This is a genomic window from Actinocorallia lasiicapitis, assembly GCF_054778695.1.
This window is the reverse complement of record NZ_BAAGZI010000136.1, coordinates 1-13,826: the sequence shown is the minus strand read 5'-3', so window position 1 is coordinate 13,826 and position 13,826 is coordinate 1. Positions and strand designations below refer to the sequence as shown.

Sequence of the window (13,826 nt, the reverse complement as noted above, 5' to 3'; positions counted from 1 at the left end):
GGCCGGTCGGCGGGCAGGTCGAGCTGCTCGGGCAGCCCGGACAGCGCCTGCGTCCAGTAGGAGATCTGGCCGTCGAGCAGGCTCTCGGGGTCGTCCTCCGCGCCGAACAGCTCCTGCTGCCAGAGCGTGTAGTCGGCGTACTGGACGCGCAGCGCCGTCCACTGCGGGGCCGTGCCGCTCTGCCGGGCGGCGTAGGCGAGCAGGACGTCGCGGGCCAGGGGCGCCATCGACCAGCCGTCGCCGGCGATGTGGTGCAGGACCAGCGCCGCGACGTGCTCCTGCGGCGCGAGCCGGAACAGGTGGGCGCGCAGCGGCGGCTCCACCGAGATGTCGAACCCGTAGCCGGCGGCCTGCGCGAGCGCGACCGGCAGCACCGCCTCGGTGACGTCCACGGCCGCGACGCGGGGCGCGGCGGCCGAGGCGTCGAGGATCTGCTGGCGGGGCGTCCCACCCGAATCGGGGAAGATCGTCCGCAGGGACTCGTGCCGGCCGACGACGTCGGCGAGCGCCGCCTGGAGCGCGGCCGCGTCGAGCGGGCCCGACAGGCGCAGCGCGATCGGCAGGTTGTAGGTCGCGGACGGGCCCTCGAACTTGTTGAGGAACCAGAGCCGCTGCTGGGCGTAGGACAGCGGGAGCAGCGCGGGCCGCTCCCCCGCCACCAGGGCGGGACGTGCGGGCGCGGCCTCGGCCAGCAGCACCGACAGCCCGGCGACGGTCGGCGTCTCGAACAGGGTCCGGACGGCGAGTTCGACGCCCAGCGCGGACCGCGCCTTGGCGATCACCCGCATCGCGGTGAGGGAGTTGCCGCCGTGCTCGAAGAAGTCGTCGTCGATCCCGACCCGCTCGACGCCCAGCAGCTCGGCGAAGATCCCGGCCAGGACCTCCTCCTGCGGGGTGCGCGGCGCGCGGTAGGGGGCCGCGGCGACCGCGCCGAAGTCGGGCGCGGGCAGGTTCTTGGTGTCGACCTTGCCGTTGGCGGTCAGCGGCAGCTCGTCCATGACGACGAACGCGGCCGGCACCATCGCACCCGGCAGGTGCTCCTCGACGAACGCGCGGAGCTCCTCGGCGCTGATCTCGGAGCCGGGAGCGGGCACGACATAGGCGACGAGACGTTTGTCACCGGGCTTCGCGGTGCTCTTCGGCCGGGGCGCCGCCAGCAGCTCCAGGGCGCCGTCGGCGGTCCAGCGGGCGGGCCGCTGGAGCACGCGCAGCCGGTCACCGGAAATTTCTCGGGAAAGGAGGGTGACACTTTCACCGGTTCCCGCGCTGTCGTCGGTGGAGAGCAGTGCAAGGAGGCCCCGGCCTCCCGCGGGAAGAGGGTGGTGCATGGCGTCGACGACCAGAACGCGGTCGGCGGCGTCCAGTTCGGGCAGTTCGGCGCGGAGCTCCTCGGTCACCGTGGCGGTGAGAACCGGAGCGTCCGCGTCGAGCAGGGGAAGGGAGTCGAGGGTGTCGGAGGTCTCGGCGGCGGCGATCGCGCGCAGGAGGCGGATGTAGCGCTCGTGGTGCGCGGCCGTCTCGGCCTCGGTGTAGAGCTCGGGGTGAGCCACGAACTCGAACCGGGCGCCGTTGCCGTCCGCGCTGTCGTACACGTTGATGGCCAGGTCTTCGACCGGGCTGGTGGTGACGATGTTGTGGGTCGCCTTCGCGGGCCCGAACATCAGATCGCCGTAGTCGAAGGCCAGGATGTTGACGACCGGGCCGTGGATACGGCGGCCGATGAGGCGCAGGTCGCGGATCAGGTCCTCGCGGCGGTACCGCTGGTTGCGCAGCAGCCGCGCCGTCGTGCGGGAGACCGAGCGCGCCAGTTCCTCGACGGTCATCTCCGGCCGCACGCTCAGCCGCAACGGCAGGATCGACGCCTGGTGCGCGGGCGTCTCCTTGGCGAGGGTCGTGGTGCGCCCCGACACGGCCAGACCGATGATCACGTCGTCGGTGCCGGTCATCTTCGCGGTGTACAGCGCGGTCGCCGCGATCGCGAGCACCGGGCTGCCCACCCGGAAACGGCGGGCGGCGGCGTTGTAGGCGGAGGTCTCCTCGTCGCCGAGCGCGAAAGCGGCCTGGTGGAAGTGGATGGCCGGGTCGGCGGCCTCGCGGTCGGTCAGCGCCGGCACTTCGGGACGGTCGGCGAACCGTTCCAGCCAGTAGTCGCGTTCGGCCTGGTAGCGGGCCGAGGCGCGGTGCGCGTTCTCCTCGGCGAGCCAGGCGCGGTAGTCGCCGTGCGTCTTCGGCTCGTACGGCTCCCCCGCCGCCAGCCGGTTGTAGATCTCGGCGGCCCGCTGGTAGGTCTGCGCGCCGCTGAACCCGTCCATGACGATGTGGTGGCAGCGCACGTACCACCAGTGCAGCTCAGGACCCAGCCGCAGGAAGATGCTGAGGTAGAGCCGGTCGCCGGTGAGCGCGATCGGGGTGGTGAGGTCCTCGTCGATCCAGGCCCTGGCGGCTTTGACCGGATCGGGTTCCGTGGAGAAGTCGACGATCTCCAGACTGTGCGCCTGGTGCTCCCGTTCGATCCGCTGGTAGGGAATTCCGTCCTTCTCGACCAGCCGGAAATTGAGGATCTCGGCCTCGGCCCCGCCCGCCTCCGAGACACGCCGGAACAATTCCGTGTCGAACGGCCCCGCGATCTCCAGATACTGCGCGATATGGAGGGGGGTCTGCGGACTGAACTGCTGGGCGAACCACACGCTCTGCTGTGCCGCGGAGAGGGGGAGCAACTCGGAAGAAGGCATTGGGGGAATCGCTTTCGCGGTTCGGGGAGTGGAGTTCCTGCGTCTGGGATATTCGCTCGATAAAACAGCCGTCGGCCGAATACCCCTTTCCCCGCAACGTTTTCCGTTGCGCGGTCGTCGTCGATTTCGCCGCCCGTCGGACGACGCCGCGCCCCAATCATCCGATCTCCGGCGACCTTACTGATTGGTAGTGGGGGCTCAGTTAACCAGGGGGCAACATGCTTCGCAATCCCCCCATAAGTGGAACTTAACGGGCGTGATTGCTCACTCACGTGACAAGAAACCCCCAGGCGGTACGGATGATCACCCGCCCGTTACGCTGAAGGTGACAAGCCGTCCAGACCCGTTCTGCGGCCGTCCACGGCTAACGATTCGGCCTAGCCGTCAGCCCTGGATCTCATGGACGACGACGGCCACCGCGCCGACGCTCGGGTGCCGCTGCAGCACGGCCTCGATCTCCCCCAGCTCCATCCGGACGCCGGAGATCTTCACCTGCCGGTCGACCCGTCCCAGGTACTGCAGAGCACCGGTCGGCAGCACCTTCACCGCGTCGCCCGTACGGTACAAACGCCTGGTCAGCGTGGTCTCGAAGGGATCGGCGAAGAACGCGTCGCGGGTCTTGTCATGGTTGAACAGGTAGCCGCGGCCGACCCCCGTGCCGCCCACGAACAGCTCGCCGGTCTCGCCGCGGTCGCAGGCGAACCAGCGGTCCTCCTCCCGGCGGAGCACGTACAGCCGCGTGTTGACGACGGGCGTGCCGATCGGCAGCCGCAACAGTTCGAGGTCACTGAGCGTCACCGTGTGGTGGGTGACGTCGTCGGAGCACTCGGTGGGGCCGTAGGCGTTGACCAGCCCGGCCTGCGGCATCTCGGTCAGCCAGCGGCGGGCCACCTCGCCCGGCAGCTCCTCACCGGTGGCGAGCATCCAGCGCAGCCCGGCGATCTGGTCGCCGCCCTGCGCGGCCAGATCGTCCAGCAGCAGCCGCACCATGGTCGGCACCAGCTCGACGACCGTGATCCCCTGCACGTCGATGACCTGCGCGAACGCCACCGAGTCGTAGGAGACCTCATCGCTGACGACGTGCACCTGCCCGCCGTTGACCAGGGGGCAGAGCATCTGCCAGACGGAGATGTCGAAGCCCAGCGGCGCGGTCTGCGCGACCACGTCGCGCTCGGTCATCCCCAGGTCGACGATCTTCGCGTAGAGATGGTTGACCATGCCCTGGTGCTCAACCACGGCGCCCTTGGGCTTGCCCGTCGAACCCGACGTGAACAGCACGTACCTGGGCTGGTCGAGGGAGTCGAGCCTGGCCTCGCCCTGCCACGGCGCACAGCCCGCGACCTGCGTGGACCGCAGCACCCGCACCCCCGCCTTGGCCGCGCCCTGCGCGAGGCTCGGGGTCACCTCGCCGAGGTCGGTGTTGAACAGGATCCTGACCTTGGCCTGCTCCAGCACGTCGGCGACGCGGTTGGCCGGCCAGATCGTGTCGGCCGGGACGTACAGCGCGCCGAGCAGTTCCAGCGCGAGGAACGCCGCGATGACGCTCACGCTCCGTACACCGCCGACGGCCACGACCTCGCCGGGCCGCACTCCGGCGGACTCCAGCAGCGTGGCGATCCTGCGCGCCTCGTCCGCGAGCTGCGCATAGGTCAGCTCCCGGGTCTCGTCCCGGACGGCGGGACGGTCCTGAGCTGCGGCGATGCGCTCGACCCTGGTGATGACGGCCGCTTCGAGATCGACTTCGTGGTCGCGGCTCATGGCCAGATCGCGGGCCCGCGCGATCTCCGCAGCGGAGATCGTCAGCGTGGGCAGCTCTTCAAGGCCGAGCAGACCATCCATGATCGTCACGAAACCGCTCCTAGGATCCGGCGTCATTCGCCGCTTTTGCGTGCTTAAGAGGATAGACGAGGCTTGCAGGGCGAGATGCCCTACTGTACGGTAATCACCGCCACGGTGATCAGGGTCACGTCACAAGAGAGGAAAAGCGCCACGAGAGTTTCGGAACGGTAGCAGAGACCGACGGGCATTGGTCTTCGCTTTCAGCCGCGGGGTGAACATACGGAGAATTCAGGCTGAAGGCGCGCAGCTATGAGTCCGAAGTAATTCTCCCGGGCGCGGCGCGATCGTTTCGAATTGACTCTCGACCGTTTCTCATCATTTCGGTTGTTGTCATGCAGAGGGTGTCGGCAACGTGCCTATAATCAGCTCTCCACAAGAGTTCAACGTCGAGGACCTGTACGTCGATCTGCGTTCGATCGTCGGCAGCCCGCTGTACTTGAAGTGCGAGGGGTTCAACTTCGCCGGTTCGGTGAAGCTCAAGGCCGCGGCCGAGATGGTCGCGGCGGCGGAGCGCAGCGGTGTGATCACCGAGGGATCGGTGCTGGTCGAGTCGTCGTCGGGCAACCTGGGCATCGCCCTGGCCACGATCGCCGCCAGCAAGGGCTACCGGTTCCTGTGCATCACGGACCCGCGGTGCAACCGCGCCTCGCAGCGCGTCATGAGGGCGCTCGGCGCGGAGGTCCGCGTCATCTCCCAGCAGGACGCCAACGGCGGCTACCTGGAGAGCCGGATCCGCTATGTGCGCGATCTGGTCGGCTCCAGCGAGAAGTACGTCTGGCTCAACCAGTACGCCAATCCCAACAACTGGCGCGCGCACTACCGGCACACCGCGCCGGCCATCTCCCGCGCCTTTCCCGACCTCGACGTCCTGTTCGTCGGCGCCGGAACCACGGGCACCCTGATGGGGTGCGCCCGCTGGTTCAAGGAGCACAACCGGCCCGTCACGGTCGTCGCGATCGACGCGGTCGGCTCGGTGACGTTCGGCGGCATCCCCGAGCGGCGGATGGTGCCGGGCCTCGGCACCAGCACCCGGCCGGAACTGGTCGACGAGTCCTACATCGACGACGTCGTGCACGTCGCCGAACCCGACACGATCACGACATGTCATAGCCTGGCGGCCCGGGGCTTCCTGTTCGGCGGCTCGACCGGCACCGTCGTGAGCGGCGCCGTCCGGTGGCTGAACGAGAAGTACCCCGGAGCCGAGCCGGTCGCGGTCGCCATCTCGCCCGACCTGGGCGAACGCTACCTCGACTCGATCTACGAGGACGGCTGGCTGAACGAGCACTTCGGCCACGCCGCCCTCTAACCCCCGAACCGCACTCATATCCCACCCTTTTCTGGAGCCTCTCTCATGACCCAGCAGCCCTCGTTCGCCGTCGTCTCCGGTGAGCAGGTCGCCGGCGCCCTCCACGGCCGCGAGAAGCAGGTCACCGCGATGGTCGAGGCCGCCTACCGGCTGCACGGCGAGCAGCAGACCGTCAACCCCGACTCCTACTTCCTGCGCTTCCCCGACCGGCCGTCCTCGCGGATCATCGCGCTGCCGGCGTCGGTCAAGGGCGACGTCAACGTGCACGGCATCAAGTGGATCTCCTCGTTCCCCGAGAACGTCGCGGCGGGCATCCCGCGCGCCAGCGCCGTGCTGATCCTCAACGACACCGAGACCGGCTACCCGTTCGCCTGCCTGGAGAGCTCGATCATCAGCGCGGCGCGCACCGCGGCCTCGGCCGCGCTCGCCGCCGTGACCCTCGCCGAGAAGCGCGGAGTGACCCCGCGCAAGGTCGGTTTCATCGGGGTCGGGCTGATCGCCCGCTACCTGCACACCTACCTGGTCGGCAACGGGCTGTCGTTCGACTCCTCGGCCGTCTTCGACCTGTCGGCGGAGCACGCCGAGGGGTTCAAGGAGTACCTGGAGCGCACCGAGACGGGGCCCGTCACCATCACGGAGAGCGTCGAGGAGCTCGTCACCTCCAGCGATCTGATCGTGCTGGCGACGGTCGCGGGCGAGCCGCACCTCCTCGACCCCGAACTGTTCGCCCACAACCCGCTGGTGCTGCACGTGTCGCTCCGCGACCTCTCGCCGGAGATCATCCTGTCGGCCTACAACGTGGTCGACGACGTCGACCACTGCCTGAAGGCCAACACCAGCCCGCACCTGGCCGAGCAGCGGACCGGCAACCGGGACTTCGTCGACGGCACCCTGTACGACGTGCTGGAAGGCAAGACCACTCCCCCGGCCGACCGGCCCGTCATCTTCTCGCCGTTCGGCCTCGGCGTCCTCGACCTGGCCGTCGCCAAGTACATCTACGACGAGGTCACCGAAGCCGGGACCCTCCAGACCGTCCCCGGCTTCTTCCACGAGATGAAGCGCTATGGCTGACCATGGCTGAGGAGGATCTGGCCGCGGAGCTCGCGGCGCTGAAGAGCCGGACCCCCACGCTGGAGGAGCTCGTCTTCTGCGTGGGGATCCAGAGCTGGGTGAAGGGCGCCGAGGTCGGCGAGGCCACCCGGTTCACGCTGATGGCGGCGCCGTTCCCGCTGCGGGTGCTGTCGGTGTCGGTGACGTTCGAGTACTTCTCGCTCGCCGCGTCGGAGACCGCGTACTGGTCGGCGGTGCTGGAGAAGGGCACGGGGCCCAAGGGCTTCCCCGACATCGCCGCGCGGACCACCCGGTCCAAGGGCGCGGACGCCAACGGCCCGATCACCGCGCGGGTGCCGTGGACCTGGGACGCGGCGACCGCGGGCGACGCCGATCTCGCGGCCGGCGAACTGCTGGCCGTGAACTGGACCCCGGTCGGCAGCCCGCCCAAACTGAAGCTGCCGGCGCTGTACACGGTCAGGTACCGGCCGCTGTGAGGCGACGTGCCGCGGCCGAGACCCGTCCCTGGCCGCTGCCGCCGTCGGACGGGCTGCTGGTGCAGCACGTCAGCGACACGCATTTCGGGTACCGGCCCTGGTCGTACGCCGAGGGCGACCATATGGCCGCCGATCTGGAGCAGGGCCTGGTGCCCGTGCCGGACGCGTTCATCCACACCGGCGACATCACCGACAACGGGGCCGCCGCGGAGGACGCGTACGCCCTGCGGTGGCTGCCTCGCGCGGCACGGGGCGCGCCCGATCTGTGGGCGATGGGCAACCACGACGTCCGGGCCAGGAAGGTGCACACTCGGGCGACCTGGGAGCAGGTCTACGGGCGTCCGGCGAACGCGTTCATCGACGTCAAGGGCTACCGGTTCGTCACCTTCGCCGTCGACACGTTCACCGGGAACCGGGGCGTGTGGCAGATCCCCGAGGCGACGTGGGGGTGGCTCGACCGGGTCGTCAGCGCGTGGCCGGGCCCCGTGGTGCTGGTGAACCACTATCCGCCCGTCGAGCTGGGGGTCGCGGCGTACAACGCGGTCCAGCCGGCGTCGCGGCTGGACGAGTTCGTGGCGGGGCACCGCAATGTCGTCGGCTACCTGTGCGGGCACATGCACAAGAACCTGGACGATCCCGCCGCGGCGCGGTTCCTGAAACTGGGCGGGCGGCGGCTGCCGGTGCTCTGCGACATCTCCTCGATGCTCAGCCTGGACGGCCACTCGCGCGACCAGTCGGCGCAGGTCCAGTCGCACAGCGCGTTCGTCACGCTGCGCGAGACCCGCTGGGAGCTGCGGTACCGCGCCCACGGCACCCACGCCTGGTCGGGGCCGTCGGGCCACCGGGTCACCACCCTGGACCTGGCGAACGCGACCGTCACCAGGAGCATGGGGTAGCGGTCAGAGGCCGAGGTGGGCGGCGAGGCGGGCCCGGTGGGCGGCGGGGGTGCCGAAGAGGAGCTGGGCTGATTTGGCGCGTTTGAAATACAGGTGGGCGTCGTGTTCCCAGGTGAAGCCGATACCGCCGTGGATCTGAATGGTCTCGGCGGCGGCGGTGAAGGCGGCGTCGCAGGTGTAGGACTTGGCGAGGGCGGCGGCGACCGGGAGGGAGCCGGGGTCCTGGTCGGCGACGCGCGCCGCGTACATGACGGCGGAGCGGGCCGACTCGACCAGCGTGAGCAGGTCGGCGCACTTGTGCTTGATCGCCTGGAAGGCGCCGATGGGACGGCCGAACTGGACCCGGACCTTGGCGTAGTCGACGGACAGTTCCAGGCAGCGCTGGGCGGCGCCGAGCTGCTCGGCGGCCAGGGCGACGGCCGCCACGTCGGTGACCCGGCGGAGCACGGCCAGGCCCGTCCCCTCGGCGCCGATCAGCCGGGCGGGCGCGCCCGTCAGGTCGACGCGCGCCAGTTTGCGGGTCTGGTCGAGGGTCGGCAGCAGGGTGCGGGCGACGCCGGGGGCGGCGGAGTCGACGGCGAACAGGGAGACGTCAGAGCCGGTGCGCGCGAACACCAGCAGCAGCCCGGCCGTGTGGCCGTCGAGGACGTAGTGCTTGGCGCCGTCGAGGGTCCAGGAAGCGTCTTCGCGGCGGGCGGTCGTGGTGAGGTCGGCGCCGTCCCAGCGGCCCTCCTGCTCACAGAACGCGACGGTCGCGATGGTCGAGCCGTCGGCGATGCCGGGCAGCAGGTCGGCGTGGGCGGCGGTGTCGTCGGCGGCGAGCAGGGCCTGCGCCGCGAGCACGGCGGAGGCGAGGAACGGCGACGGGAACAGGGTGCGGCCCATCTCCTCCAGGACGACGGCCAGCTCGGCCAGGCCCATCCCCGCGCCGCCGTGCTCTTCGGGGATCGCGAGCCCCTGGAGCCCGAGCTGTTCGCCCATCCGCGTCCAGACGGCCGGGTCGTGGCCTTCGGCGGTCTCCATCAGCCGCCGCACCTCCGCGCTCTTCGCCTGGTCGGTGAAGAACCGGCGCAGCGACGTGCGGAGCTCGGCCTGCTCCTCGGTGACGACGAGTTCCACGATCCAGCCTCCCTAGCAAGCGCTTGGCCAGGATGCTAGCAGCCTCCCCCGGGCGACGGTTCCCCGGACAACCGGATCCAGGGCCGTAACGCACAGTTCATCGCGGAGAAACCGGCTCCACCCTTGAACGCTCTACCGTTCTGCGGAATGGCTCTCGGAGGCGGCGGCGCGGTCGCACCCGAGAGCCCTTACTTTTGCTAGGTTCGTCCCATATGAGGAAATTGGCGAGCGTCATCGGGGTCATCATCGCCGTCTTCACGGGAGTGACGCTCCTCGGTCAGGGGACGGGAGCGATCCGGCTGATCCCCGACAGCGAGGCGGGCGCGCCCCGACCCGCCGTCCGGCCGGTCCCCCCGGAGACGCCCACGGCACTGGCCGCGCTCGGACCGTTCGGCGACGGCGCCGACGGCATCCGGATGCCCGCGGCGAAGGCCGAGGGCGGGCTGACCGCGAAAGAGGCCGCCCAGGGCTACGAGCTGGCGAAGAAGCTGCTGACCGCAGCGCACCTCGACCCGGCCGTCCTCTACGACGGCGCGACCGAGCCCTACGCCGTGCTGCTGGCCGAGCACCAGCGCAAGCGGTTCCGCGACGGTGTCGCCAAGAAGGCCGAGGCGAACACCCGCGACGAGGTGACCGCGTTCGAGCCAGGCACCGTCCAACGGCCCGAGCCGATCAGGGTGCGGGGCCGTGCCGAACCCACCGCGACCACGGTCAACGGCGCCGACGGCAAGCCCCACACCGGAATCCTGCTGAAGATCGACTTCGAGTTCGTCTACCCGCTGGACACCACCGAGGTCAGCGACCAGCGGACCGCCGAACTGTTCATCACCAAGACCGGCGCGAAAGTCGAGGTCTGGACGGGCCGGTGGCAGGGCGTCGTCCGCGGCGCGACCTGCGAGACCGAGGACGGCTTCCTCCACCCGGACACCCCCGACGCCCTCTGCGCCCGCCCCGCGGCTTAGGCCGTGTCTTATGGATCTTGTCCGTAGCGAGCGGCGGTCAGGTGCGTGCCTCGGGGGTGCGGAGGAGGGAGCCAGCCTGGTTGGCTGGTGACCGACGACAAGCCCTCGAGGTGCGTGCCTGGGCGTCGCGCAGTAGGACCGAAGATTCATAAGACACGGCCTAGACCAGACCCCCGGTCGCCCGGAGGTTCTGGCCGGTGACCCAGCGCGCGTCCGGCCCGGCGAGGAACCCGACGACGTCCGCGATGTCGGCCGGTGCGCCGACCCTGCCGAGCGCCGTCACGGCCGCGACCCGCTCGTACGCCTCGGGCGGGTTGGTGTCGCGGAACAGATCGGTGTCGGTCGCGCCCGGAGAGACGGTGTTGACCGTGATCCCGCGCCCGCCGAGCTCCAGCGCCGCCACCTGGACGAGCTGTTCGACGGCGCCCTTGCTGGCCGCGTACGGCGCGATGCCGGGCGCGGGCCGGACCGTGTTGACCGAGGAGATCACCACGACCCGGCCGTCGTCCCGCAGATGGCGGGCCGCGTACTGGAGAGCGATGAACGTCGACCGGGCGTTGGCCGTCATGACCTCGTCGAAGACCGCGAGGGTGGTCTCGGCGAGCGGGGCGACCGGGAACGGGGCGGCGGCGTTGGCGACCAGGATGTCGAGGTCGCCGAGGTGGTCGAGCGCCGTGTCCAGCAGCCGGACGACCGCGTCGGGGTCGGTGAGGTCGGCCCGGACGGGCAGCGCGCCCGTCGCCGCCGCCACCTCGTCGGCCGCGGTCCTGTTGGCGGCGTAGCTGAACACGACGGTCGCGCCGTCGCGGACGAGTCGTTCGACGATCGCGCGGCCGATGCCGCGCGATCCTCCGGTCACGATCGCGGTCTTGCCGTGGAGGACGCTCATGGTTCGCCTACTTCGCTCGGCGGAGCGCGTCGGTGAGCTTGACGCGGGATCCGGTGCGCAGGATGGAGTTCTCATACACCCGGCCCGCCAGCCAGACGAGCAGGACGATCGCGAGAAGGGAGACGGCGAGACCTGCGAACTGGTTCCAGATCGGGACGCCGAAGGCCGCACGGACCGGCATCAGCACCGGCGCGAAGACCGGGATGAACGACAGGGCCGTGACGAGCGGGCCGTCCGGGTCCGAGGGGACGAGGCTGAACGACAGGATGTACGGCACGAGGATCAGCGTCTGGATCGGGCCCGAGACGCTGCCCAGCTCCTCCTGCCGGGACACCAGCGCCGCCGCCGCCGCGAACAGCAGCGCGTAGAGCGCGAACCCGACGGCGAACCACACCAGGCTCCACACGGCCGCACCGTAGAAGTCGGCGCTCGGAATGTCCAGGACACCGGTCGTGGCGGCGCCCGCCACCCCGACGACCAGGATCGTCGACATCTGGACCAGGCTGACCGAGCCGATCCCCAGCACCTTGCCGAACATCAGCTGCCAGGGCCGCAGCGAGCTGAGCAGGATCTCGACGATCCGGCTGGCCTTCTCCTCCACGACTCCCTGCGCGACCTGGAGCCCCGACACCATGACCATCAGATACAGCAGGAACGCGATCACCATGGCCAGGACCACCCGCTGGCCCTTGTGCTCGTCCGCGCCCTCGATCGAGGTCACCTGGAGATCCGAGGCCGCCGCGACGTTCTGCGCGACGACGGCCGGGTCGACCCCCGCCTTGGCCAGTTCGGTGTTGAGCGCGCCCTGACCGGCCATGACGTTCAGGGTGTTCCGCAGCCCGTCGTCCAGGTCCTTCTTGACGATCACGCGGAGGGGATCGGTGAGGACGACCGCATCGAGGTCCTCGTCCTTGACGAGGCGTTCGCCGTCGGCCTGGGCGATCTGCCGGGTCTCGACCTCCTCGCCGACGGTCTGCGCGGCGGCGGCCAGCGGCTGCCCGAGCGCACCGTCCACGATGCCGATCTTCGTCGGGTCGCTGCCGTCGGCGAGCTTCAGCAGCACCGACAGCGCCACCACGACGACCACCATGATGCCGGTGGAGATCAGGAAGCCCTTGCCCTTGATCCTCGTGGAGAACTCCCGGCCGGCGACGAGCCGGACCATGGTCCCGTTGTTCATGCGGACTCCTCCTGGGTCACGACGTGCCGGTACAGCTCGGTCAGGCTGGGTCTGCGCCAGGCGAACTCACGGACGGGCCCGTGGGCGAGTGCCGCGCGCAGCACGTCCTGGTCGTCGGCGCCGGGCGCGAGCTTCAGCACGTCGCCCTCCTGGCCGGTCACTCCGGGGACGTCCAGCGCCCAGCCGGCGGGCGCGTCCTCCACCCGGACGACCAACAGCGCGTCACCCGAGCTCCGCAGCTCCTCGACCGTGCCGGACGCGACCAGCGCCCCGTCCTTGATGATCCCGACCCGGTCGCAGAGCCGCTCGACCAGGTCGAGCTGGTGGGAGGAGAACAGCACCGGGACGCCTTCGGCGGCCTTGTCCCGCAGCACCTGGCTCATCACGTCGACGGCGACCGGGTCGAGCCCGGAGAACGGCTCGTCGAGCACGAGGATCGCCGGGTCGTGGACGAGGGCGGCGGCGAGCTGGACGCGCTGCTGGTTGCCGAGGCTGAGTTTCTGCACCTCGTCGTCGCGGCGGGAGGCGACGCCCAGCCGCTCCAGCCAGAGGTCGACCGAGGCCGTGGCGCGGTCCTTGGCGAGCCCGCGCAGCCTGGCCAGGTAGACGAGCTGTTCGGCGACCTTCATCTTCGGGTAGAGCCCGCGCTCCTCCGGCATGTAGCCGATGGTGCGCCGGACGTCGTCGCTGAGCGGCTCACCGCCCCAGCGGACCTCGCCCGAGTCGGCCGAGAGCACCCCGAGCACGATCCGCATCGTGGTGGTCTTTCCCGCGCCGTTGCTGCCGACGAATCCGTGGATCTCCCCCGCGCGGACGTCGAGGCTGAGGTCCTTCAGCGCTCGGACGTCCCCGTAGCTGCGAGAGACCTTCTTGATTTCCAGTCTCATATCGTTCACGCAGCTGAGACTCTCATGATCAGTGACGGGTTCCAACAAATCAGGCGATGCACACGATTTCCCCGTGCAGGATGACGAACCATCCGTCCGGTTCGGACGTCCAACGCGCCCAGCCGTCCGACAGCCGGGCCAGGTCGGCGGCGGTCGCCCGTCCCTCGCGCACCGCCTGGGCCGCCATCTCCGACTGGACGACGCGGTCGCGCCACATCCCGCCCCAGTAGGCGCGTTCGTCCTCGGTGGCGTGGCACCAGACGGAGGCCGTCGGGGTGATCTCGGCGAATCCGGCGGCGCGCGCCCAGGCCAGGAGGCGGCGTCCGGCGTCGGGCTCGCCGCCGTTGGCGCGGGCGCACTCCTGGTACAGGTCCATCCACGCGTCCAGCTCGGGCAGCCGCGGGTACCAGGTGAAGCCCGCGTAGTCGGCGTCGCGGGCGACGACGACGCCGCCCGGCGCGCACACGCG

11 protein-coding genes and 1 pseudogene are annotated in these 13,826 nt (G+C 70.2%); 5 read left to right on the top strand and 7 right to left on the bottom strand.

Annotated elements, in window-relative coordinates:
- Positions 1-2,732, bottom strand: a 2,732-nt coding sequence (locus ACYVE7_RS16945; RefSeq protein ID WP_460365671.1) for a condensation domain-containing protein, incomplete at its 3' end; no start/stop codon positions are given.
- Positions 2,733-3,116: 384 nt separating this feature from the next.
- Complete coding sequence (locus tag ACYVE7_RS16940) at positions 3,117-4,571, bottom strand: amino acid adenylation domain-containing protein (protein WP_460365673.1); 1,455 nt, start codon at positions 4,569-4,571, stop codon at positions 3,117-3,119.
- 352 nt (positions 4,572-4,923) lie between these two features.
- On the opposite strand from ACYVE7_RS16940, the gene sbnA reads away from it, so the two are divergent.
- From sbnA to ACYVE7_RS16920, 4 genes are read left to right on the top strand one after another with little or no spacing between them, the layout of a single operon-like run.
- Positions 4,924-5,877 (top strand): 2,3-diaminopropionate biosynthesis protein SbnA, encoded by a 954-nt coding sequence (sbnA, locus tag ACYVE7_RS16935; protein ID WP_460365670.1) that lies wholly within the window; start codon positions 4,924-4,926, stop codon positions 5,875-5,877.
- A gap of 45 nt (positions 5,878-5,922) precedes the next feature.
- Positions 5,923-6,948, top strand: coding sequence for a 2,3-diaminopropionate biosynthesis protein SbnB (gene sbnB / locus ACYVE7_RS16930; protein ID WP_460365669.1), 1,026 nt, complete (start codon positions 5,923-5,925; stop codon positions 6,946-6,948).
- Between the two features lie 2 nt (positions 6,949-6,950).
- Positions 6,951-7,424 (top strand): hypothetical protein, encoded by a 474-nt coding sequence (locus ACYVE7_RS16925; protein WP_460365668.1) that lies wholly within the window; start codon positions 6,951-6,953, stop codon positions 7,422-7,424.
- Complete coding sequence (locus ACYVE7_RS16920) at positions 7,421-8,320, top strand: metallophosphoesterase family protein (protein WP_460365667.1); 900 nt, start codon at positions 7,421-7,423, stop codon at positions 8,318-8,320. Before ACYVE7_RS16925 ends, ACYVE7_RS16920 begins: the two co-directional genes overlap by 4 nt.
- 3 nt (positions 8,321-8,323) lie before the next feature.
- On the opposite strand, the gene ACYVE7_RS16915 is transcribed toward ACYVE7_RS16920, so the two are convergent.
- Entirely contained in the window at positions 8,324-9,439 is a 1,116-nt protein-coding gene (locus tag ACYVE7_RS16915) for an acyl-CoA dehydrogenase family protein (protein WP_460365666.1), read from the bottom strand.
- 212 nt (positions 9,440-9,651) lie between these two features.
- On the opposite strand from ACYVE7_RS16915, the gene ACYVE7_RS16910 reads away from it, so the two are divergent.
- The gene (locus ACYVE7_RS16910) at positions 9,652-10,401 is read left to right on the top strand and encodes a hypothetical protein (protein ID WP_460365665.1); all 750 of its coding nucleotides are present in this window, start codon (positions 9,652-9,654) and stop codon (positions 10,399-10,401) included.
- 160 nt (positions 10,402-10,561) lie between these two features.
- Here ACYVE7_RS16910 and ACYVE7_RS16905 read toward each other — a convergent pair whose 3' ends face one another.
- The 4 genes and pseudogenes from ACYVE7_RS16905 to ACYVE7_RS16890 form a co-directional block, all read right to left on the bottom strand.
- A complete protein-coding gene (locus tag ACYVE7_RS16905) occupies positions 10,562-11,290 on the bottom strand; it encodes an SDR family oxidoreductase (protein WP_460365663.1) in 729 nt (242 codons plus the stop codon).
- A gap of 7 nt (positions 11,291-11,297) precedes the next feature.
- Positions 11,298-12,470 (bottom strand): ABC transporter permease, encoded by a 1,173-nt coding sequence (locus ACYVE7_RS16900; protein WP_460365662.1) that lies wholly within the window; start codon positions 12,468-12,470, stop codon positions 11,298-11,300.
- The gene (locus ACYVE7_RS16895) at positions 12,467-13,357 is read right to left on the bottom strand and encodes an ABC transporter ATP-binding protein (RefSeq protein ID WP_460365672.1); all 891 of its coding nucleotides are present in this window, start codon (positions 13,355-13,357) and stop codon (positions 12,467-12,469) included. The genes ACYVE7_RS16900 and ACYVE7_RS16895 overlap by 4 nt, the downstream gene beginning before the upstream one ends.
- A gap of 49 nt (positions 13,358-13,406) precedes the next feature.
- Positions 13,407-13,826, bottom strand: a pseudogene (locus ACYVE7_RS16890) (SAM-dependent methyltransferase); the annotation flags it as partial.

Excerpts from the sequence above, each read along its gene's own strand:
- ACYVE7_RS16940 (WP_460365673.1), bottom strand. The coding sequence starts at position 4,571 with ATGGATGGTCTGCTCGGCCTTGAAGAGCTGCCCACGCTGACGATCTCC.
- sbnB (WP_460365669.1), top strand. The coding sequence starts at position 5,923 with ATGACCCAGCAGCCCTCGTTCGCCGTCGTCTCCGGTGAGCAGGTCGCC.
- ACYVE7_RS16925 (WP_460365668.1), top strand. The coding sequence starts at position 6,951 with ATGGCTGAGGAGGATCTGGCCGCGGAGCTCGCGGCGCTGAAGAGCCGG.
- ACYVE7_RS16910 (WP_460365665.1), top strand. The coding sequence starts at position 9,652 with ATGAGGAAATTGGCGAGCGTCATCGGGGTCATCATCGCCGTCTTCACG.
- ACYVE7_RS16905 (WP_460365663.1), bottom strand. The coding sequence starts at position 11,290 with ATGAGCGTCCTCCACGGCAAGACCGCGATCGTGACCGGAGGATCGCGC.
- ACYVE7_RS16900 (WP_460365662.1), bottom strand. The coding sequence starts at position 12,470 with ATGAACAACGGGACCATGGTCCGGCTCGTCGCCGGCCGGGAGTTCTCC.
- ACYVE7_RS16895 (WP_460365672.1), bottom strand. The coding sequence starts at position 13,357 with ATGAGACTGGAAATCAAGAAGGTCTCTCGCAGCTACGGGGACGTCCGA.